We start from the raw sequence: 18,973 nt of genomic DNA on the forward strand, positions 1-18,973 counted from the left end.
CGGAGCCGGAAAGCCCGGCCCCGCGCGGCGGCGCTCATTCGTCTTGCTGAACAGCGTCCTCTATGACCTGCTGCAAAAGTTGGTCGGTCCCCTGGGCCGCCTGTATGGTAGCGATCATCAAAAGATCTATGTCCACACGGGAAAAATCCATCTTATATCCGGCATGACGGCACAGCTGTGATAGAAAAAGACGCTGTGTTCTTCCGTTCCCTTCCCGAAAGGGATGCAGTTCATTGGTCCGCTGATAAAAGTCGGTCAGCTGCTTCACAAACGCCGGCTTCTGCAGCCCGATGAAATACGATTGTTCTTGCAGCCGCCGAAAAACAGCGTGGGCCACTCTGTCAATATCCTTCGCCGGACAGAAGGTCGTTCCTTTCTTTGCCAGGTCGATGGTGCGCACCTGCCCTGCCCACTCGTAAAGATCGGAAAACAGCCAGCGGTGGATCGCCCGGTAATGAGCAAAATCAAAGGTAGCCATCTGGGGATCCGCTTCCCACATGGCCGCCTTCGCCGGTACCACCATTGCCTCGATCTTTGAGAGGGCTTCTTCATCCCGCACATCAAATTTATTGATCAGAACGGACGTACCCTCATAGCACCCATCCTGTGCAGCGTCCACTGTATACGGCATGGTGATCCCTCACTGCTTTTGTTCCAGTAGTTCTTTGACCAGTGTATCCACATCCACTTCGCCGTTCAACAGGCGGCGGCAATTGCGCACCACTTCCGGCGAAACGGAAAAGCCTTCCATCGCAGAGGATACCAAAGCGTTCTTCAGTGCTTCTTCCTTTGTGACCGGTGCCACGGTCACCGCCCCCTTTCTTCGCTAAAAAAGCAGGGGGCAAGGACGATTCCGTCCTTGCCCCCCATCTGGCGGAGCAGCAGGGATTTGAACCCTGGCGGTGCTGTTAACACCCTACGAGATTTCGAGTCACGCCTCTTCGACCACTTGAGTACTGCTCCATATTCAATTTTAACGGCCCATCCTGCGGGCCCTTTGGAAAAATGCAAGATTTCGATGCAAGATACGGGCGGAAAATTTCGACGCACACCCTGCTTTCAGCCCCGTGTGAAGCCAAACCCGGCGGACGAATCCACCAGTGGACCGGGGCCTTTCGAGTGCCGTGGCCCTTGGGCGCCTGGGTACGACCGCTTGTTCGCCGGCTTGCGAACAGGCCATGTTGTATTATAGCAGGTTTGGCGGCCCGCGTCAACGCGAAAGGCGGCGGGAAAAGCGGGGAAGATAGCGAAAAAAATGGCCGGGAAAAGGCGCACAGAACGGTGTGGGCAGGGAGGCGGGCGCTTTTCGGCCCGCGGACCGGATGGGCAAAAGCCGCGGGGCGGGTGAGGAGCCGGGCGCTTTTTCGACCCATGGGGCCGGCGGGACGCGCCCGGCAGAGGCGCGCCGCACCATGCGGGCCGCCCCGCTCCTCCCGCCGGCTCTCCCGACGGGGGCCGTATCCCTTGCCGCGCCCCTGCGCTCAACTTGGCGGACGATGCGCTCATTTGGGTCGTCTCTGCATCGCCTTGTTCGGCCCTTCACCGCCCTCCGCGCCGATGCGTGTGGTCCGGCCGCCCTTTGCGCCGCGTTCATTTTGACCACTGCCGCCGCGCTCAGCCCTGCGCCGGCAGCCTGCCCTCGGCCAGATCTTCCAGGGTGATGCCGTCGAAGTAGTCCGCGATCAGCTTGTCCAGCCCCTGCCACATCGCCCGGGTGGTGCACACCCCCGCCCGGCCGCAGGCCGGCGCGCCCTCGGCCATGCAGGCCACCGGCGCCAGCGTCTTTTCCGTCAGGCGCAGGATGCTGCCCACCGTGTAGTCCTTCGCCGGCTTCGTCAGCCGGTAGCCGCCGTTCTTGCCCCGCTGGCCCTCCACGAACCCCGCTTTGGCCAGCGGCGCGAAGATCGCCTCCAGATACTTCTCCGAAATGCCCTGCCGCGCGCTGATGCGCGCCAGCGGCTGGTATTCCCCCGGCGCGGCCGCCGCCAGCTCCACCATTACCCGCAGCGCGTACCGCCCCTTGCTGGACACCACCATCGCCCTTCGCCTCCCTTTGCCGCCGCTTTTTCGTCTATTATGCCACACCCGCCGCCGGCTTTGCAAGCCGCTTTGGAAAATTTCCTATTGACAAAGTAGGAAATTGAGCGTATCATGAGGGCATAAACCTACAAGGTTTATAGGTTTTATTCTGAAAAAAGGAGTTTCATCCTATGATCTACGCAGACAACGCGGCCACCACGCCCGTCTCGCCGGCGGCGCGGGAGGCCATGATCGACGCCATGGACAGGCTGTGGGGCAACCCCTCCAGTCTGTACAGCTTCGGCCAGAAGGCCGAGGAGGCGCTGAGCGACGCCCGCGCCCGGGTGGCCGGGTGTCTGGGGGCCGAAGCGGGGGAGATCATCTTCACCTCCGGCGGCAGCGAAGCGGACAACCAGGCCCTGCGCAGCGCCGCGGCCCTGGGGGCCAAAAAGGGCAAACGCCACCTGATCAGCACTGCCTTTGAGCACCACGCCATCCTGCACACGCTGGACGCGCTGCGGGAGGAGGGCTTTGAGGTGACCCTGCTGCCGGTGCACGAGGACGGCCTGGTGCGGCCGGAGGAGCTGGCCGCGGCCCTGCGGCCGGATACGGCGCTGGTGAGCGTGATGTTTGCCAACAACGAGATCGGCACCATCCAGCCCATCGCCGAGCTGGGGGCCATCTGCCGGGCCGCCGGCGTGCTGTTCCACACCGACGCGGTGCAGGCGGCGGGGCATCTGGCCATCGACGTGAAGGCGATGAACATCGACATGCTCAGCCTTTCCGGCCACAAGTTCCACGGCCCCAAGGGGGTGGGCGCTTTATATGTGCGCAAGGGCGTGCCGGTGGTGCCGCTGATCCGGGGCGGGGCCCAGGAGCGCCGCCGCCGGGCGGGCACCGAGAACCTGCCCGCCATCGCGGGCATGGCCGCCGCGCTGGAGGAGGCCTGCGCCCATCTGGAGGAGAACGGCGCGAAGGTGAGCGCGCTGCGGGACAGGCTGATCGCCGGGCTTTCGGCCATTCCCCACGCGGCGCTGAACGGGGCGGCCTCGCCGCGCCTTGCGGGCAACGTGAACTTCTGCTTTGAGGGCATCGAGGGGGAGAGCCTGTTGCTGATGCTGGACGACGCGGGCATCGCCGCCTCCAGCGGCTCGGCCTGCACCTCCGGCTCGCTGGACCCCAGCCATGTGCTGCTGGCCATCGGGCGGCCCCACGAGGTAGCCCACGGCTCGTTGCGCCTTTCTTTGAGCGAGGCGAACACCGACGAGGATGTGGACCACATCCTGAAAGAAGTTCCCCGGGTGGTAGAGTACCTGCGGGCCTGCAGCCCGGTGTGGGACGAACTGCAAAAAGGAGAGAGAGACTATGTTATACTCTGAAAAAGTGATGGACCACTTCCGCAATCCCCGGAACATGGGCAAGATGGAGGACGCCGACGCGGTGGGCGAGGTGGGCAACGCCAAGTGCGGCGACATCATGCGGATGTACCTGAAGGTGAAGAACGGCGTCATTGAGGACGCCTCCTTCATCACCTTCGGCTGCGGGTCGGCCATCGCCACCAGCAGCATGGCCACCGAGATGATCAAGGGCAAGCCCCTCTCGGAGGCGCTGGAGCTTTCGAACAAGGCGGTGGTGGAGGCGCTGGACGGCCTGCCCGCCCACAAGATCCACTGCTCGGTGCTGGCGGAGGAGGCGGTGAAGGCCGCCGTGAAGGACTACTACGACCGCCAGGGCGTCAGTTACGACGCGGCCGCCTTCTGTACCGGCGACTGCGGCTGCTGCCACGCCCACGAGTGATATCCCCCCCAAAAAAAGCAAGCAAACAGGCCGCCGGCCGTGGTTTTCCACGGCCGGCGGCCTGTTTTGCCCCGGAGGGCTGTTTCGGGAGAGAGAAGGAAACGCGTTATTTGCCGCCCTGCGAAGCCTCGTCGGCGCGCAGCATGCGGTAGAGCACATACAGCACCAGCACGCAGATGAAGATCATGGGGAAGCCGGTGAGGACGCTGGCCGTCTGCATGGTCTCCAGCCCGCCGATGCGGGTGAGGGCGAAGGCCAGCACCACAAACACCACCGCCCAGAGGATGCGGTTCCAGCGGGGCGGCTGCTCATCCCCCCGCAGTCGCCGGGTGGTGGCCGAGGCGAGGATGAAGGCGGAGGAGTCGATGGTGGTGGCCATGAACACCACAGCCACCACCGCGAAGGCGATGGCCGCCACCCCCGGCAGGGGCATGGTGTCCAGCACGGCGATGAGGGCCGCGTCCTTGCCCTGGCTTTCCAGGATGGCCACCAGGTCCACCCGGCCGCTGCGCTGCAGGTCCAGCGCGTAGCAGCCCAGCACCGAGAAGCTGAGCACGCAGCCCAGCGAGCCGTAGCCGACCATGCCCAGCACCACCTTGCGGATGGTGCGCCCCCGGGAGATGCGGGCGGTGAACAGGGCCATGATGGGAATGTAGGACAGCCACCACCCCCAGTAGAACACCGTCCAGTCCTGAGGGAAGCCGCTCTGGCGGAAGGGGTCGGTGTAGGTGCTCATGCGGAAGAAATTGTTCAGATACAGCCCGATGCTGTTCAGTTCCACGTCCAGCACCCGGGGGATGCCGGTGAGCACCATCACAAAAAGAACGAAGAGCACCGCCAGGTAGATGTTGATGTTGCTCAGCACCTTGATGCCCTTGTCCAGCCCGCGGTAGACGCTGGTGGAGAAGATGGCGAACCAGAGCACCAGCACCCCCACCAGCAGCCGGGTGTCGTTGGGGATGCCCAGCGTTTTGCTCAGCAGCTGGCAGATCAGCGGCGCGCCCAGGCCCATGGAGGTGCCGATGCCCCCCAGCACGGCGAACACCGTGAACACGTCGATGGCCCGGGCCACCCAGCCCTTTGCCCACCGGACCTGGCCGCACACGTCCCCCAGCCGCACCGACTCGCCCCCCCGCACGAACAGCTGGTAGGCGATGGCGATGCTGGCGGGCACATAGAACAGCCAGGCGCTGGGGCCCCAGTGGAACTGGCCGTACATATGGGCGTACTCGTAGGCCTCGTCGGACAGCGGCTCCACCCCGAAGGGCGTCTGGGTGAGATAATAGATCGGCTCCAGAAAGGAGAAGATCATCAGGGAACTGGCGATGCCGGTGCAGAACATCATCGACATCCAGCTAAAGTCGTCGTATTCGGGTTTCTCCCCCGGCCGGCCCAGCACCACCTTTCCGAAGCGGCCGAAGGCCAGCCAGGCGAGAAACACGATCAGCACCAGGTGTGTGGCAATGTACAAAAAGCCCCACTCGTGGGTCATGGTCGACAGCAGGGCGTTCACCGCCGCGGCACATTGTTCGGGCGCGGCCAGCAGCACCAGCAGGATCGCCGCGATCACCGCGACGGACACGAAAAAGACCGGTTTTTCCAGTGTTTCGATTGCTTTTTTCAGTTTGCTCACCTTCCTGTGGGTCGTGCGCCCGGCAGCCGCCGGGCGCGGGCGTCGCTCAGCGGTAGGACCGCTGCAGGATCTCCATCACCCGCTCGCGGGTGATGGGACGCGGCTCGATCTCGAACAGCTCGCCGGCGATCTCCAGCGCGTTGGTGCAGAACACCTCCAGTTCCTCGGGGCCGATGCCGTAGTCGGACATGCGCAGCGCCTCCACGCCGCAGGCCTTCTCCATCTCATAGAGGGTGGGCAGCAGGCGGTCGGCGGTGGCGGTGGGGTCGCCGGTGAGCGCCTGGGCCATCCGGGCGTAGCGCTCGGGGATCACATCCACAAAGCTGCTGAAATACTCGTTGGCGATCATCAGCAGCGCGGCGCCGTGGGGCAGGTTGTCGTGGTAGGCGCCCATCGCCTGGGCGATGGAGTGGTTGGAGGTGCAGTTGGACAGCGACTCCACCACCCCCGAACAGGTGCTGGCCAGGGCCACGGCCTCCCGGGCCTGCAGGTCGGCCCCGTTTTGCACCACCCGCACCAGGTTCTTCCCCAGCAGCGAGATGCTGCGCAGGGCGAACACGTCGCTGATGGGGGTGGCCACGGTGGCGATGTAGCCCTCCATCGCGTGAAACAGCGCGTCGAAGCCCTGGAAGGCGGTGAGCCGGGGCGGCACCGACACCATGAGCTCCGGGTCCACAAAGGAGACGACGGGGAACATCTCCGGCGCGCCGAAGCCCACCTTCTCGTTGGTCTCCTCCTTGGTGACCACCACCCAGGGGTCCGCCTCGGTGCCGGTGCCGGCGGTGGTGGGCACCGCGATCACCGGCAGGGGCTTTTGGGCGATGGGCTTGCCCGCGCCGGAACCGGTGGCGATGTAGTCCCAGAAATCGCCGCCGTTGGCTGCCAGCAGCGCGATGGACTTGGCCGAGTCGATGCTGCTGCCGCCGCCGAAGCCCAGCACAAAGTCGCAGTTCTCCTGGCGGCACAGGAGGGCGGCCTCCTCCACCTGGCGCTTGCCGGGGTTGGGATGGACCTTGTTGTAGACGACGCTCTCCGCGCCGGCCTTGGCCAGCAGCCGCTGGAGACGGGCCAGATGGCCGTTGTCCACGATCCACGCGTCCGGCGTGATGACGATCATCGCCTTTTTGCCGGGCAGCTTGATCTCGCCCAGCTTCTCCAGACAGCCGCCGCCGAAATAAATGTGCGTCGGAATGAAAAATTCGTGCTGCACACAAACACCTCTTTCAAAGAATTTTGCGAGCGGGGCTCACGCCTTGCCGGCGCTGCCGCACATATCCATCAGTTTTTCGATCTCGCCGGCCAGCACCCGGGTGGCGCGGCCCATGCACTCCTCCATGGTCTCGCCGCAGTTGTCCCGCACGCAGTCCATGTAGACGTTGTAAAGCTGGGTGTAGTAGTTCACCTTGCAGATGCCCATGGTCACCGCCCTGCGCACGTCCGCCTCCGGGATGCCCGACGCGCCGTGGAGCACCAGCGGCACGCCGCACACGTCGTGCAGCCGGGCCAGCAGCTCGAAGTCCAGCTTGGGGGCGCCCTTGTGCACGCCGTGGCTGCCGTGGAAGTTGCCGATGGACACGGCAATGGCGTCCGCGCCGGTCTTTTCCAGAAAGTCCCGCAGCTGCTCGGGGTCGCTCTTGACGATCTCAAAGTCGCCGCCGCCCCCCTCGGCGCCGCCCACGCGGCCCACCTCGGCCTCCAGGGTGCCCCCCGCGCCGGCGGCCCGGCGCAGCCGCCGGGTGACGGTCACGTTGTCCTCGTAGGAGCCGGCCGACCCGTCGTACATGATGGAGGAAAAGCCCCCGGCCAGCGCGCCCATGCACTCCTCCTCGCTCATGCCGTGGTCCAGGTGGATGGCGAAGGGCACCTCGGCAAAGCGGGCGCCAAAGCAGCGGATGAGCCCGGCCAGATCGGCGTAGGTGATCATCTGGGGTTCCATCTCCGACCAGGCGGACTGGATGATCACCGGCGAGCGGGCGGCGCGGGCGGCCTGGAAGCAGGCCAGCACCGACTCCATGTTGCTCACGCAGATGGCGGGCACGGCATATTTTCCCTCCCAGGCCCCGGCCAGGAGGTCTTTCATCTTCTGTTCCATTGTGGTGTTCTCCTCGTATCGCCCGTCGCCCTCACAGCTTGGGGAAAGCGGTGCAGTCGGTGGGCAGCATCCAGGTCTTCTTCATCTCCTCGCTGGCCATGCGGCAGACGTCCAGCACGATGCCGGAGCTCTCCTGGATGGTGGACAGGGTGCCCACGATGGGCTTGAAGATCTTGTAGCCCTTCTTTTCCAGAATGTCCCACACGTCGTTGTAGAAGATGAGCAGTTCCATCATGGTGGTGCCGCCGGTGCCGTTGACGATGAAGCTCAGTTCGTCGCCGGGCACGAAGGGCTTGTCGTTGAGGATCATCTCCAGCACCTTCTCCGCCAGCTCCCGGGAGGTGCACATGGGGATGTTGTCGGCGCCCGCCTCGCCGTGGCCGCCGGCGCCCAGGGTGATCTCGTCGTCGGGCAGATCGTACATCACGTCGCCGGTGGAGGGGGAGGTGCCGGGGCGGATGCCGATGGTGATGGCGCGCACGTTGTCCAGCACGAAATCGCCGAAGGCGATCACCTCGTCCAGGCTGTGGCCCAGCCCGGCGTAGCCGCTGATCATCTTGGTCTCGAACAGGGCCACGCCCATGCGGCGGTCCTCACGGCGGCCGGTGTAGGGGTCGGCCACGTTGGTACCGCCCAGCAGGATGCCCTTGGCCTTGACGCCGTCCTCCTCGGCCATCTCCAGCGCCATCTTGGCGTTGAGCACGTCGCCCGCGCAGTTGCTGATGAGGATGAGGCTGCCGGCGCCGGTGTCGGCGGCCTTGAGGGCTTCGTAGATGGGGAAGGGCCCGGGGGCGGCGAACAGGCCGCCGATGGCCTGGGCGTCCATGTAGTTGCTGCCCAGGTAGCCGATGGCGTCGGGCTCGTGGCCGGCGCCGTAGCCCATGATGATGCCCACCTTGCCCTGGTCCAGGCGGTTGCGCACCAGCACCTGGGTGCCGGGGATCTGGTGGATGCGGTCCTGCTGGTAGCGGACATAGCCGGAGATGGTCTGCTGCACGATATCTTCCTGCCGGTTGATGATCTTTTTCGCCTTAGGCATTGCGGTTCAACTTCCTTTCTTTTTTCGCGTTACGCGTTCACAAAGTCGGAGATGGTCTGGAGCATCAGGTGCAGGCTGGTGGCGCCGGCGTCCTGGTGGCCGACGGATTTCTCCCGCAAAAAGTGGGAGCGGCCCATCTTGGCCTGCATGGGGATGGTGGCCTTCACACCCTCCCCGGCGGCTTTGGCGGCCGCCTGGGCGATCTGGCCCAGGGTGGCCTCGCCGGCGTCGGCGGCGGCCTTGGCGGCGGGCACCAGCGCGTCCACCAGGGTCTTGTCGCCGGGGGCCGCGCCGCCCAGCGCCATCACCTTGTCCGCCGCGTTTTTCAGGCCGGCGGCGTACTCCCCGGCGCCCAGTTCGCCGCTGTCGCGGGCGGCCTTGCCCAGCTCGCTGACTACGGTGGAGAAGATGGGCCCGATGGCCCCGCCGATGCTGGCCAGCATGGCGCGGCTGTAGGCCTTGAAGCAGTCGTACACCGACGCGCCCTCGGTCAGCGCGCCGGCGGCCTCCAGGCCGGCCTTGGTGCCCCGGGCCATGCTCTCGCCATGATCGCCGTCGCCGATGGCGCGGTCGAAGGCGCACAGCTCGTCCTTGTGGGCCTCGAAGGCCTGGGTGATCGCGCCGAGAAGCTGGCGCACGTTTTCCTGGGTAATGCTGTTCATCTCTGTCTTCCTTTCCACGGCCCGGCGGGCCGATTGCCAAATACCAAAAAACCGTTTATGATAATAACGTAACCTTTTTTCAAACAGATCGGAGTGCGACCATGGATGATCTTTCCAACAAGCTGACCATCGGGCAGTTCGCCCGTTTCAACAACGTGTCGGAGCAGACCCTGCGCTACTACGACCAGATCGGCCTGCTGCGGCCCACCTCCTTCAATGAGAAGACCGGCTACCGCTACTACCACATCTCCCAGTGCGCCCAGCTGGACCTGATCGCCCACATGAAAAGCCTGGGCATCTCGCTGAAGGAGATCCGCCAGTATATCCAGACAGAGGACACCGCCTGGCTGGTGGAACGGCTCCAGGCCATCCACAGCGACAACGCCCAGACCCTCGCGCTGCTGCAGAACACCCAGGCGGTGATCGAGCGCAAGCTGATGGAGTATCAGTCCCGGCCGGTGCTGCCCCGGGAGGGCACCCCCTATCTGGAGGTGATCCCCAGCCGCACCATCTACAAGTACGACACCCACATCAACTACTACTACAACGAGGACTCCATCTCCAACTACGAGTACATGCTGCGGGAGTTCAAAAACAACATCCTCAAGCAGGACCTGCCCAGCGTCTACTTTTACAACGTGAGCAGCATCATGCGGCAGGAGAACCTGCTGGCAGGGAATTTCATCACCACCGAGCTGTTCGTGTTTGTGAGCGACGCCGACCGGGACCGGTTCGACGCCTGCGAGACAGTGCCCGCCCACACCTTTCTGTGCATGGTGTGCAGCGACAGCAGCCGGGAGATCGACTATATCAACCGGATGCTGGAGGAGATCCGCCGCATGGATTACACCGTCTGCGGCGACTACATCTGCGAGGTGGTGAGCGAGTTCCTCAGCACGCGGGAGGGGGCCCGGGACATGACGCTCAAGCTTCAGATCCCCGTCTCCCGCGGCTGAGGGAAGGCCGGGCTCAGGCGGCGGCCGCCTTTTTGCCCTGGGCCTTGATGCGCACCAGCAGCGCGATGCCGCTGAACGCCATCAGCGCGCAGCCGAAGATGGCCAGGTACCAGATGCGGTGGTAGGCCGCCACCGGCTCCAGGGTCTCCTGCCAGCGGCCGATCACGGTGTAGATCCAGGTGTCGGAGGAGTAGCCGATCAGCGAGACCACGCCGGTCATGGTGCCGAAGAACTTGGGGTCCACGCCGGTCTCACCGGTGCAGGCGAAGTTCTGGGCCTTGCCCAGCAGCGCGAAGAAGCTGAGCACCACTGCCAGCACCATCAGGAAGGGCAGCACGGCGGGGTTGGCCGGCATGAGCAGGGTGATCACCAGCCCCACGGCGGACAGCGCCCCCGCCACCACGCACAGCCGGGTGGGCGAGCTCTTGAGGATGGCCGTGGACATGAACACCACCGACAGAGGGCCCGCGGCGATCTTCATCACCTGGTTGCGGATGATGCTGAAGTAGGAGGCCGTGGTCATATCCATGGCGTAGATGTCCACCAGGTAGGACTGGGTGTAGGTCAGGCAGGAGTAGACGATGTAGGAGCCCATGACGATGAAGCTGGCGATGTAGGTCATGGGGTTTTTCAGAACGCTGAGCAGAACGCCCTTCTGGGGGGCCTTCTTCTCCTCTTTTTCCGGCTTCAGGCCCAGCTCGTTCTCGTGGAGGGTGCGGGCGGGAATGAACAGGTAGGAGGTGATGGCCAGCACCACGCCCCAGATGGCGTAGACGATCCAGACGGCCCGCAGGCTGTCGGGGTTGTTCTCCGCGCCCATGCGGCTGAACACCATGGTGCTGCTGAGGGTGGCCAGGAAGGCGCCCACGCCCTCAAAGGAGCTCACCATGGGCAGGATCTTGCCCTGTTCCTGCTGGGTGCCCAGCAGAGCGGCCACCTTGGCCACGGGGCTCCAAAGCAGGGCGATGGTGGTGACCACCCACAGGGCCTCCACCGCCAGCGCAACCCAGAAGGGAGGATAGGCCGCCATGATGACGCAGCCCACGGCGGTGCCCAGCAGCGACACCACGATCAGCGAGCGGCAGGAGAACTTGTCCGCGCTGACGCCGCCGATCACATAGAAGATGAGCGCCGCGGTGCCGTAGACGCTGAGCATCAGGCCCAGCTGGGTGTCGGTGTAGCCCACGATGCTGGTGAGCTGCTCATGATAGGTATAGCGGATATAGGGCGGCTCGTAGGAGAATCCCCACGTCAGGCCCAGGAACATAACGATCAACCAGCGGTTGACCCTGATCTTTGCCGATGAAAGATCCATTGCTTCATACCCCTTTCTCTTTTGAAAATCCTTGACGGCAGCCCGGCGCCGCTCCACCTCCTTCTGGCTCCGCTGCCTCTCAACATGCCTTCATTGTATTCCTTGCAGTAACTGAAGGGTCAAGGCGCGGCGGTCAGAAAACCCTTGGCAACAAAGACAAAAATTGGAATGATATTTTCATCACAATTCCAGTTTCACCGCCCGTTCCTCCGGTGGTTTCGCCAAATTTCTTTCACCATTTCCGCAAAGTCTTTGGCTACTGAAAGGTTTCGGTCCGCCCCGGCGCAATACACAGCAAAGGGCCGCCGGCCGTGGTTTTCCACGGCCGGCGGCCCTTTGCTGTATGCAGTTTTAAAAGTTCCGGTATTCCTCCAGCTTCGCCCGGGCGCTCTTCAGCTGGGCGTCCACGCTCTCGGGGGCGGGGCCGCCGAAGCTGCGGCGCAGCGCGCAGCAGGCGGACAGGTCGATGGCGGCATACACGTCCTCCTCAAAAAGGGGGCTCATGGCCCGGTACTGGGCCAGGGGCAGGGTGTCCAGCGTGAGGCCCCCCTTGATGCACATGGCCACCAGCTGACCGGTGAGTTTGTAGGCGTCCCGGAAGGGCATGCCCTTTTTGGTGAGGTAATCGGCGCAGTCGGTGGCGTTGATGAAGCCCCCGGAGGCCGCCTTGCGCAGGTTGTCCGGCAGCACCTTCATGGTGTCGATGAGGGGGGCCAGGGTAGTCAGGCAGAGGTCCAGGGTATCCACCGCGTCGAAGATGGCCTCCTTGTCCTCCTGCATGTCCTTGTTGTAGGCCAGGGGCAGGCCCTTCATCATCATCAGAAGGGTGGTCAGGTCGCCGCACACCCGCCCCGTCTTGCCCCGGATGAGCTCGGTGACGTCGGGGTTTTTCTTCTGGGGCATGATGGAGGAGCCGGTGGTGAAGGCGTCGTCCAGCTCGATGAACTTGAACTCCCAGCTGCACCAGAGGATGATCTCCTCCGACAGGCGGGACAGGTGCACCATGCACAAAGCGATGTCCGCCGCCAGTTCGACGCAGAAATCCCGGTCGGACACGCCGTCCAGGCTGTTCTCGCAGGGGCCGGCAAAGCCCAGGGCCGCGGCGGTGGCCGCCCGGTCGATGGGGTAGGTGGTGCCCGCCAGCGCCCCGCAGCCCAGGGGGCTGTAGTTCATCCGCCTTTTCCAGTCCGCCAGGCGGTCCATGTCCCGCAGCATCATCTGCACATAGGCCAGCAGATGATGGCCGAAGGTCACCGGCTGGGCCCGCTGCAGGTGAGTGTAGCCGGGCATCACGTCCGCCGCGTGGGCGGCGGCCTGCTTCAGCAGCGCGTCGCACAGGGCGGCCATCTTTTCGTTCAGGCCGCCGGCCGCCTCCCGCAGCCACAGGCGCAGGTCCACCGCCACCTGGTCGTTGCGGCTGCGGCCGGTGTGCAGCCGCTTGCCCGCGTCGCCGATGCGCTTTGTCAGTTCGCCCTCCACAAAGGTGTGGATGTCCTCGGCGGCGGGATCGATGGCCAGCACCCCGCTCTCCAGGTCGGCCAGGATGCCCTCCAGCCCCGCCTGGATGGCCGCGCCGTCCGCCTCCGGGATGATGCCCTGGCCGGTGAGCATGGCCGCGTGGGCCATGCTGCCGGTGATGTCCTGGCGGGCCATGCGGGCGTCGAACCGGATGGAGGAGTTGAAATTGTTTACGCGGCTGTCCACCGCTTTGGTGAACCGCCCCTGCCACAGCTGCATGGTCGTGTCTCCTTCGCGCTTACTTGTTCCAGTTTTTCGACAGCTTCGCCCGCTCCTTGATGGACAGGCCGAACAGGTTGATGAAGCCGGCGGCGTCCGCCTGGTCATAGTCGTCGTCCTCGCCGAAGCTGGCGGTCTGCTCGTCGTAGAGGGTATAGGGGGAGGTGAGGGAAGCGGGGGTGATGTTGCCCTTGTAGAGCTTGAGCTTCACGTCGCCGGTGACGGTGGCCTGGGTGGAGTTTACAAAGGCGTCCAGCGCCTCCCGCAGGGGGGTGAACCACTGGCCGTTGTAGACAAGATCGGCGTACTTCTGGGCCACCACGGCCTTGAAGTGGCTGGTCTCCTTGTCCAGGGTGATGCTCTCCAGCAGGTCGTGGGCGGCGTAGAGGATGGTGCCGCCGGGGGTCTCATAGACGCCGCGGCTCTTCATGCCCACCAGCCGGTTCTCCACGATGTCCAGGATGCCGATGCCGTTTTTGCCGCCCAGTTCGTTGAGTTTCTCCAGCAGGGCCACGCTGTCCAGCGCCTCGCCGTCCACCGCGGCGGGCACCCCCTTCTCAAAGTGGATGGTCACATAGGTGGCCTCGTCCGGCGCCTGCTCAGGGGCCACCCCCATCTCCAGAAAGCCGGGGCGCAGCAGCGGCGCCTCGTTGGCGGGGTCCTCCAGGTCCAGCCCCTCGTGGGACAGATGCCACAGGTTCTTGTCCTTGGAATAGTTGGTCTCCCGGCTGATCTTCAGCGGGATGTCATGGGCCTCGGCATACTCGATCTCCTCTTCGCGGCTCTTGATGTCCCACTCGCGCCAGGGGGCGATCACCGCCATCTGGGGGGCGAAGGCCTTGATGGCCAGTTCAAAGCGCACCTGGTCGTTGCCCTTGCCGGTGCAGCCGTGGCAGATGGCCCCGGCTCCCTCCGCCAGGGCGATCTCCACCAGGCGCTTGGCCAGGGGCGGCCGGGCAAAGCTGGTGCCCAGCAGGTAGGTCTCGTACTTCGCGCCCGCCTTCAGGGTGGGCCAGATGTAGTCCTCCACAAAGATCTTTTTCAGGTCCTCCACATAGACCTTGGACGCGCCGGAGGCCAGGGCCTTCTCCTCCAGGCCCTCCAGCTCGCTGCCCTGGCCCACGTCGCCGGCCACCGCGATGACCTCGCAGCCGTAGTTCTCCTTCAGCCAGGGGATGATGATGGAGGTGTCCAACCCGCCGGAGTAGGACAGGACCACCTTGTCGTATTTCTTTTTCATGGTGTTTCGTCTCCTTTTCTGCGGGCCGCAGCCCCGGTTTTTCTTGCAGAATTTTGAATAAATATTCAGGTGTTAGGGCTTATTATACCGCCGCAAAGGGGAAAGTCAAGGGGGCCGTTTGTGTTTTTTTGCATCTGATGTAAAAAAAAGAGGCCCGCCGGGGCGGGTCTCTTTTGGGCGTTTTGTCAAAAAGGGCGTTTTTTCCCGCCGGGGCGAAGCGCAAAGGCCCCCCGGCGGGGCGGCGCCGGGCTCACCGCCCGGCGACGGCCCGCCAGTTCGCCCCCAGGCGGACGGCGGCCAGGATCTCCTCCAGCCGGCCGGCGGGCAGCGGCGCGGGGGGCGCGGCGGGGGCGGCGTCCCGCTGGCCGGGGGCGGTGAGGTCCAGCAGCCAGTAGCTGACCCCCTGCCAGCCGTTTTTGTAGCCGCTGCACGCCTGCCGCCCCTCGCAGACGAAGCCGAAGGCGATGTGGAAAGCCTCGCTGTCCGGGTTGGGGTCGGCCAGCACGGCGTAGGCGTTGCGGTAGCCCTGTTCGGCCAGGGCCGCCAGCAGGCCGTGGTAGAGCATGCTGCCCAGGCCCAGCCGCCGGGCGGCGGGGGCCAGGTAGATGGTGGTCTCGGTGTCCCAGGCGTAGGCGTCGCAGCCGTAGCGCCAGGGGTGGGCGCAGGCGTAGCCCAGCGGCTCGCCCAGGGCGTTCTGTGCCAGGATGAAGGGCAGGGCGCGGCGGATGGAGGCGATGGAGCGGCGCTGCTGGGCCTCGGTGGGGGATTCGTACAAAAAGGTGGCGGTGCTGTTTTTGACGTACCAGTCGAAAATTTGCAGCACCCCGGCCGCGTCGGCGGGCCTTGCCGGGCGCAGCACCACAAAGCGGGCGGGGTCGAAGCCGGCGGCCAGGGCCTCCTTTTCGGCCTTGGGCAGCTTTTTCACCGCCGCCTCCCGGCGCAGCGCGGCGCCCTTGTCGGGCAGAGCCTCGGCCCAGGCCAGGCCCTGCGCCCCGAAGGCCCGGGTGTATTTGGCGCCCCGGCCGCTCTGGTGGGCGGCCAGCCGCCGGGGCAGGTCGCTGGTCCAGCCGGTGTAGAGGGCGCCCCCCTGGCAGCGCACCATGTAGACATAGCACACGGGCATACGGCCGCCCCCCTTCAGCCCCGGCCGTCCGCGATGCGGCAGGCGGCGAGGGCGCTCTCTTTGGTGTCGGCGGTGATCATGAAGCGGCTGGCGTGGCAAAAGCGCAGGTCGGCAATGCCGCTGCGCCTTGCCAGCTCCTGAGGGGGCTGGCCCGCCCAGGCGGCGGGGAAGGGCCGCTTGGGCCGCCGGGTGAGCCGGTCGTTGACGCACTGGGCCGCCCAGCCGCCCCGCTGGCTGGGGTAGACCACAAAGCGGGCGTCGGTGCGGTAGAGGGCGTTCTTCCAGGGGGCGTAGCGGGGCAGCACCACCACCCCGTCCTCCATCTTTTCCAGCGCCCGCTTCACCAGCGCGTCCGCACGGTTCACCGCGTTGGCCCCGTCGATGCAGTTTTGCAGGATGACCTGGGCGAAGTCCACCGCCCGGGCAAAGCAGGCGTCGGGGTCGTCCTTCGAGTCCCACAGGGGGTTGAAGCCGCCGATGGCGTCCGCCAGCAGGCAGTCCTCGCCGGTGTTGTCGTTCAGGTCCAGCGGCTGCACAAAGTTCTCGTCCACCAGCCGGGCCTGGTGCTCGCCCACCAGCTGCGGGCCGAACACCTTCCAGAGCAGGCCGAAGGCCGCGTAGGGCACCCCGTTGGGCCGCAGGGGCCGGTCGGCGTCATGGTGGTCGAACATGCCGCCGCCGATGTCGTAGACGATGCCGTCGAAGTGTTCCGGCACCTCAAAGCCCCGCTGCACCGCAAAATCCGGGCGCAGGATGCGCAGCAGCGCGGTGGCGAACACGTCGTCCGCGTGAAATTTTCCCCCGTGGGTGAAGCCTCTGGCCGGCACCTTCATGAAAATGGTCTCTCCTTCTGTGGCTGGTTTTCCATTCAGTATAGCACATTTCCCGGGCAAAAAACAGCGGCCCGGCCCATATATATAAAGGTAGCCCGCCGCCCCTGGCAGAATGTTCCGCCCCCCTTTTACAGAACGTTCATACCAGCGCCCGGCCCTTTGTGCTATAATGGGCTGTAGATCGACACCGTTCGCGCCATACGGCGCACAGAGAGGGGGACGTTTGGATGAAAACGCGATACAGACAGCGGCGGGCGCTGGCCCTGGTGCTGGCGCTGGCGGCCCTGGCGGCGCTGGCGGCCCTGGCGTGGCTGCTGGTGGCGCTGGTGCGGGGCATCGGCTCGCTGGCGGGCCCGGACATGCGCGGCCTTTCGGACGTGCGGGCGGTGGTGCTGGGCGAGGACTGGAACAGTTATTTCTCCACCGCCCGCACCACCGAGGAGCAGCAGGCCTACCTGGAGAGCACGCTGGACGAGGCGGCGAACCTGGGGGCCAACACGGTGCTGTTCACCGGCCGGGTGGACGGCGACCCGGCCCAGGTGCTCTTCCGGGTGAAGGGCAAGGACCTGCCGGTGGCCACCGCCGCGGCGGTGACCGACAACGACCGGTTCCTCTCCAGATTCGACCCGGTGGGCTACCTGATCAAGCAGGCGGACGCCCGGGGGATGCAGGCGGCGCTGCTGGCCACCGGCGACGACGGCGGGCTGCTGACCGCCGGGGCGGCCCTGCCCGAATGGCTGCAAACGGCCGCGGCGAAGGAAAAGCTGGCCCTCTACGGCCTGGACGCGGCCAGCGCCGCTGCCCTGGACGGGGCGAAGGCTGCCGCCGAGGCCGCGGCCGCCGAGACGGGCCAGGCGGCACAGACGAGCATGCCCCTGCTGACCTATGTGGGGCTCACCGAGGGCAGCGGGGCCCCGGCGCTGCTGCGCAAGGACGACGACCCCGCCCTGCTGGCGGCGGCCTATCAGCTGGAGGCCGGCCGCGGCCTGGTGCTGGGCGAACTGGGCAGCCTGCTGGCGGACGGCGCCGACGCCGCCGTGACCCTGCGGTATCTGCAGGGGGACGCGCTGCCCGACGTGCTGGCCAAGGAGGTGCCCCGCGCCCTGTCCATCGTCTCGCCCGACCCGGCGGTGACGCTCTACTCCGAAAACGTCTACCTCATCGGCACCTCTGACCCGGAGCAGCCCCTGACGGTGAACGGGCAGACGGTGGAGCGCACCGGCGACATGGGGGTGTGGGGCCTGCTGGTGCCCCTGAACATGGGCGCCAACGACATCACCGCCGTGCAGGGCGACGCCACCGTCACCATCACCGTGACCCGCTCCTCCTACACCGGCGGCGGCTCCGGCGCGGCCCGGCCGGACGGCAGCGTTGCCGCCGCCCCCGGCCAGAAGCTGCGCATCACCGAGCCGCTGGCCAGCCTGCTGGAGGACTACACCAACAGCGACTCCATCCTGATGACCGCCTACGAGGGGGCGGTGGCCACGGTGAAAAAGAGCGTGTCCTTCGTGCGCTCGAACCGGCGCACCTACGCCTACCAGCTGGAGAACGGCGGCTACATCCTGGCCAAGGACTGCGAACTGCTGGACGCCTCCACCCCCGACGCGGCCTTCACCGGTGTGGAGCGCACCACCGAGGGCAACATGGAGGTGTTCACCTTCACCGGCGCCGGCACCCCCCTCTACACCCACACCTGGGAGGGCAATGAGCTGACCGTCACCTTCCTGTCCGCCTCCTTCAGCGGCCAGATGCCCGCCGACCTGGGCTTCGGCGGGGCCACCGTCACCGCCGAGGCCACCGAAGCGGGGGGCTTCTCGCTGCACTTCGTCTTCAACGACGTGGACCCCCTCTGGGGCTACCATGTGCGCTACACCGCCGACGGCACCGCCCAGCTGCTGCTGAAGCACCAGCCCGAGCGCTCGGACGCCGACACCGGCCCCCTCACCGGGGTGACGGTGATGCTGGACCCCGGCCACGGGGACACCGACACCGGCGCGGTGGGGGTGCCGGAGGGGGACTTCCCCCAGGAGAAGGACCTGAACCTGGCGGAGGCCCTGGCGGCCAAATACCGGCTGGAACAGCTGGGGGCCACCGTGCTGATGACCCGCACCGACGACTCCTTCCCCAGCCTGGGCGACCGGATCAAGGCGCTGAACGACGCCGCGCCCGACTTCTTCATCTCGGTGCACCACAACAGCACCAACCTGGACAAGGAAACCGACGATCTGGTGGGCACCGAGTGCTACTGGTTCTACACCGAGGGCCGGCCCCTGGCCGAGGCCCTGGTAAACCGGATGTGCGCCGCCACCGGCCGCAAGGCCCGGGGGGTGTTCTACAACTACTTCTACGTCACCCGCTCCAACCTGTGCCCGGCGGTGCTGCTGGAGACCGGCTTTGTGAGCAGCCCCACCGAGTACCAGAGCTGCGCCGGCGACCTGGGCCTGTGGGCCGAGGGCGGCGCCATCGCCCAGGCGGTGCTGGACTGCGTGCCCGGCTGAGGGCGGAAAACGGCGCGAAAAAAGCCCCC

General features: G+C 65.8%; 17 protein-coding genes and 1 tRNA gene. 4 read left to right on the forward strand and 14 right to left on the reverse strand.

The genetic code is table 11. From position 1 onward, the window contains the following. Nucleotides 1-34: 34 nt before the first annotated feature. The 4 genes from ACH2A7_RS10075 to ACH2A7_RS10090 all read right to left on the reverse strand — a co-directional run bounded on the left by ACH2A7_RS10075 (nucleotide 35) and on the right by ACH2A7_RS10090 (nucleotide 2,037). Nucleotides 35-631 carry a Fic/DOC family protein gene (locus tag ACH2A7_RS10075; protein WP_394961774.1) on the reverse strand — a complete coding sequence of 199 codons (597 nt, stop codon included), beginning with the start codon at nucleotides 629-631 and terminating at the stop codon, nucleotides 35-37. A 9-nt stretch (nucleotides 632-640) separates the two neighbouring features. Beyond that, complete coding sequence (locus ACH2A7_RS10080; protein WP_394961776.1) at nucleotides 641-805, reverse strand: antitoxin VbhA family protein; 165 nt, start codon at nucleotides 803-805, stop codon at nucleotides 641-643. Nucleotides 806-871: 66 nt separating this feature from the next. Beyond that, nucleotides 872-963: transfer RNA gene (locus ACH2A7_RS10085), tRNA-Ser, on the reverse strand. 651 nt (nucleotides 964-1,614) lie between these two features. Then, on the reverse strand, nucleotides 1,615-2,037 hold the full coding sequence (locus tag ACH2A7_RS10090; RefSeq protein WP_394961777.1) for an RrF2 family transcriptional regulator: 423 nt from the start codon (nucleotides 2,035-2,037) through the stop codon (nucleotides 1,615-1,617). 173 nt (nucleotides 2,038-2,210) lie between these two features. On the opposite strand from ACH2A7_RS10090, the gene nifS reads away from it, so the two are divergent. Beyond that, a complete protein-coding gene (gene nifS, locus ACH2A7_RS10095) occupies nucleotides 2,211-3,398 on the forward strand; it encodes a cysteine desulfurase NifS (RefSeq protein ID WP_394961778.1) in 1,188 nt (395 codons plus the stop codon). Continuing rightward, entirely contained in the window at nucleotides 3,385-3,816 is a 432-nt protein-coding gene (gene nifU / locus ACH2A7_RS10100) for a Fe-S cluster assembly scaffold protein NifU (RefSeq protein ID WP_394961779.1), read from the forward strand. The genes nifS and nifU overlap by 14 nt, the downstream gene beginning before the upstream one ends. Nucleotides 3,817-3,922: 106 nt before the next feature. Here the strand turns inward: nifU and ACH2A7_RS10105 are convergent, their stop codons facing one another. From ACH2A7_RS10105 to dhaL, 5 genes are read right to left on the reverse strand one after another with little or no spacing between them, the layout of a single operon-like run. Further along, nucleotides 3,923-5,449, reverse strand: a complete 1,527-nt coding sequence (locus tag ACH2A7_RS10105; protein ID WP_394961781.1) for a BCCT family transporter — start codon at nucleotides 5,447-5,449, stop codon at nucleotides 3,923-3,925. A gap of 46 nt (nucleotides 5,450-5,495) precedes the next feature. Continuing rightward, nucleotides 5,496-6,659, reverse strand: coding sequence for an iron-containing alcohol dehydrogenase (locus tag ACH2A7_RS10110; protein ID WP_394961782.1), 1,164 nt, complete (start codon nucleotides 6,657-6,659; stop codon nucleotides 5,496-5,498). Nucleotides 6,660-6,695: 36 nt separating this feature from the next. Then, nucleotides 6,696-7,541 carry a class II fructose-bisphosphate aldolase gene (locus ACH2A7_RS10115; RefSeq protein WP_394961783.1) on the reverse strand — a complete coding sequence of 282 codons (846 nt, stop codon included), beginning with the start codon at nucleotides 7,539-7,541 and terminating at the stop codon, nucleotides 6,696-6,698. Between the two features lie 31 nt (nucleotides 7,542-7,572). Beyond that, the gene (locus ACH2A7_RS10120; protein WP_394961784.1) at nucleotides 7,573-8,580 is read right to left on the reverse strand and encodes a dihydroxyacetone kinase subunit DhaK; all 1,008 of its coding nucleotides are present in this window, start codon (nucleotides 8,578-8,580) and stop codon (nucleotides 7,573-7,575) included. Between the two features lie 29 nt (nucleotides 8,581-8,609). Further along, nucleotides 8,610-9,242: a dihydroxyacetone kinase subunit DhaL gene (gene dhaL, locus ACH2A7_RS10125; protein ID WP_394961785.1), complete on the reverse strand. Its 633-nt coding sequence runs from the start codon at nucleotides 9,240-9,242 to the stop codon at nucleotides 8,610-8,612. 101 nt (nucleotides 9,243-9,343) lie between these two features. Here dhaL and ACH2A7_RS10130 point away from each other — a divergent pair, with 101 nt between their 5' ends. Continuing rightward, nucleotides 9,344-10,198 carry a MerR family transcriptional regulator gene (locus tag ACH2A7_RS10130; protein WP_394961787.1) on the forward strand — a complete coding sequence of 285 codons (855 nt, stop codon included), beginning with the start codon at nucleotides 9,344-9,346 and terminating at the stop codon, nucleotides 10,196-10,198. Between the two features lie 13 nt (nucleotides 10,199-10,211). On the opposite strand, the gene ACH2A7_RS10135 is transcribed toward ACH2A7_RS10130, so the two are convergent. The 5 genes from ACH2A7_RS10135 to ACH2A7_RS10155 form a co-directional block, all read right to left on the reverse strand. Beyond that, nucleotides 10,212-11,513, reverse strand: a complete 1,302-nt coding sequence (locus ACH2A7_RS10135) for a nitrate/nitrite transporter (RefSeq protein WP_394961788.1) — start codon at nucleotides 11,511-11,513, stop codon at nucleotides 10,212-10,214. A 351-nt stretch (nucleotides 11,514-11,864) separates the two neighbouring features. Beyond that, a complete protein-coding gene (gene argH, locus ACH2A7_RS10140; RefSeq protein WP_394961789.1) occupies nucleotides 11,865-13,250 on the reverse strand; it encodes an argininosuccinate lyase in 1,386 nt (461 codons plus the stop codon). A 19-nt stretch (nucleotides 13,251-13,269) separates the two neighbouring features. Then, the gene (locus ACH2A7_RS10145) at nucleotides 13,270-14,490 is read right to left on the reverse strand and encodes an argininosuccinate synthase (protein ID WP_394961790.1); all 1,221 of its coding nucleotides are present in this window, start codon (nucleotides 14,488-14,490) and stop codon (nucleotides 13,270-13,272) included. Nucleotides 14,491-14,740: 250 nt separating this feature from the next. Further along, on the reverse strand, nucleotides 14,741-15,613 hold the full coding sequence (locus ACH2A7_RS10150; RefSeq protein ID WP_394961791.1) for a GNAT family N-acetyltransferase: 873 nt from the start codon (nucleotides 15,611-15,613) through the stop codon (nucleotides 14,741-14,743). 14 nt (nucleotides 15,614-15,627) lie between these two features. Next, entirely contained in the window at nucleotides 15,628-16,446 is an 819-nt protein-coding gene (locus ACH2A7_RS10155) for an MYG1 family protein (RefSeq protein WP_394961792.1), read from the reverse strand. 227 nt (nucleotides 16,447-16,673) lie between these two features. On the opposite strand from ACH2A7_RS10155, the gene ACH2A7_RS10160 reads away from it, so the two are divergent. Next, a complete protein-coding gene (locus ACH2A7_RS10160) occupies nucleotides 16,674-18,944 on the forward strand; it encodes an N-acetylmuramoyl-L-alanine amidase (protein WP_394961793.1) in 2,271 nt (756 codons plus the stop codon). Nucleotides 18,945-18,973: the final 29 nt, after the last annotated feature.

This window comes from Candidatus Allofournierella merdavium (genome assembly GCF_944382735.1).
Lineage (GTDB): Bacteria > Bacillota > Clostridia > Oscillospirales > Ruminococcaceae > Allofournierella_A > Allofournierella_A merdavium.

What these genes read in the sequence shown, in the direction of transcription:
- ACH2A7_RS10135 (WP_394961788.1), bottom strand. Translation starts at nt 11,513, where the DNA reads ATGGATCTTTCATCGGCAAAGATCAGGGTCAACCGCTGGTTGATCGTT.
- ACH2A7_RS10145 (WP_394961790.1), bottom strand. Translation starts at nt 14,490, where the DNA reads ATGAAAAAGAAATACGACAAGGTGGTCCTGTCCTACTCCGGCGGGTTG.
- ACH2A7_RS10090 (WP_394961777.1), bottom strand. Translation starts at nt 2,037, where the DNA reads ATGGTGGTGTCCAGCAAGGGGCGGTACGCGCTGCGGGTAATGGTGGAG.
- nifU (WP_394961779.1), top strand. Translation starts at nt 3,385, where the DNA reads ATGTTATACTCTGAAAAAGTGATGGACCACTTCCGCAATCCCCGGAAC.
- ACH2A7_RS10120 (WP_394961784.1), bottom strand. Translation starts at nt 8,580, where the DNA reads ATGCCTAAGGCGAAAAAGATCATCAACCGGCAGGAAGATATCGTGCAG.
- ACH2A7_RS10130 (WP_394961787.1), top strand. Translation starts at nt 9,344, where the DNA reads ATGGATGATCTTTCCAACAAGCTGACCATCGGGCAGTTCGCCCGTTTC.
- ACH2A7_RS10115 (WP_394961783.1), bottom strand. Translation starts at nt 7,541, where the DNA reads ATGGAACAGAAGATGAAAGACCTCCTGGCCGGGGCCTGGGAGGGAAAA.
- ACH2A7_RS10160 (WP_394961793.1), top strand. Translation starts at nt 16,674, where the DNA reads ATGAAAACGCGATACAGACAGCGGCGGGCGCTGGCCCTGGTGCTGGCG.
- argH (WP_394961789.1), bottom strand. Translation starts at nt 13,250, where the DNA reads ATGCAGCTGTGGCAGGGGCGGTTCACCAAAGCGGTGGACAGCCGCGTA.
- ACH2A7_RS10150 (WP_394961791.1), bottom strand. Translation starts at nt 15,613, where the DNA reads ATGCCCGTGTGCTATGTCTACATGGTGCGCTGCCAGGGGGGCGCCCTC.
- dhaL (WP_394961785.1), bottom strand. Translation starts at nt 9,242, where the DNA reads ATGAACAGCATTACCCAGGAAAACGTGCGCCAGCTTCTCGGCGCGATC.
- ACH2A7_RS10075 (WP_394961774.1), bottom strand. Translation starts at nt 631, where the DNA reads ATGCCGTATACAGTGGACGCTGCACAGGATGGGTGCTATGAGGGTACG.
- nifS (WP_394961778.1), top strand. Translation starts at nt 2,211, where the DNA reads ATGATCTACGCAGACAACGCGGCCACCACGCCCGTCTCGCCGGCGGCG.
- ACH2A7_RS10155 (WP_394961792.1), bottom strand. Translation starts at nt 16,446, where the DNA reads ATGAAGGTGCCGGCCAGAGGCTTCACCCACGGGGGAAAATTTCACGCG.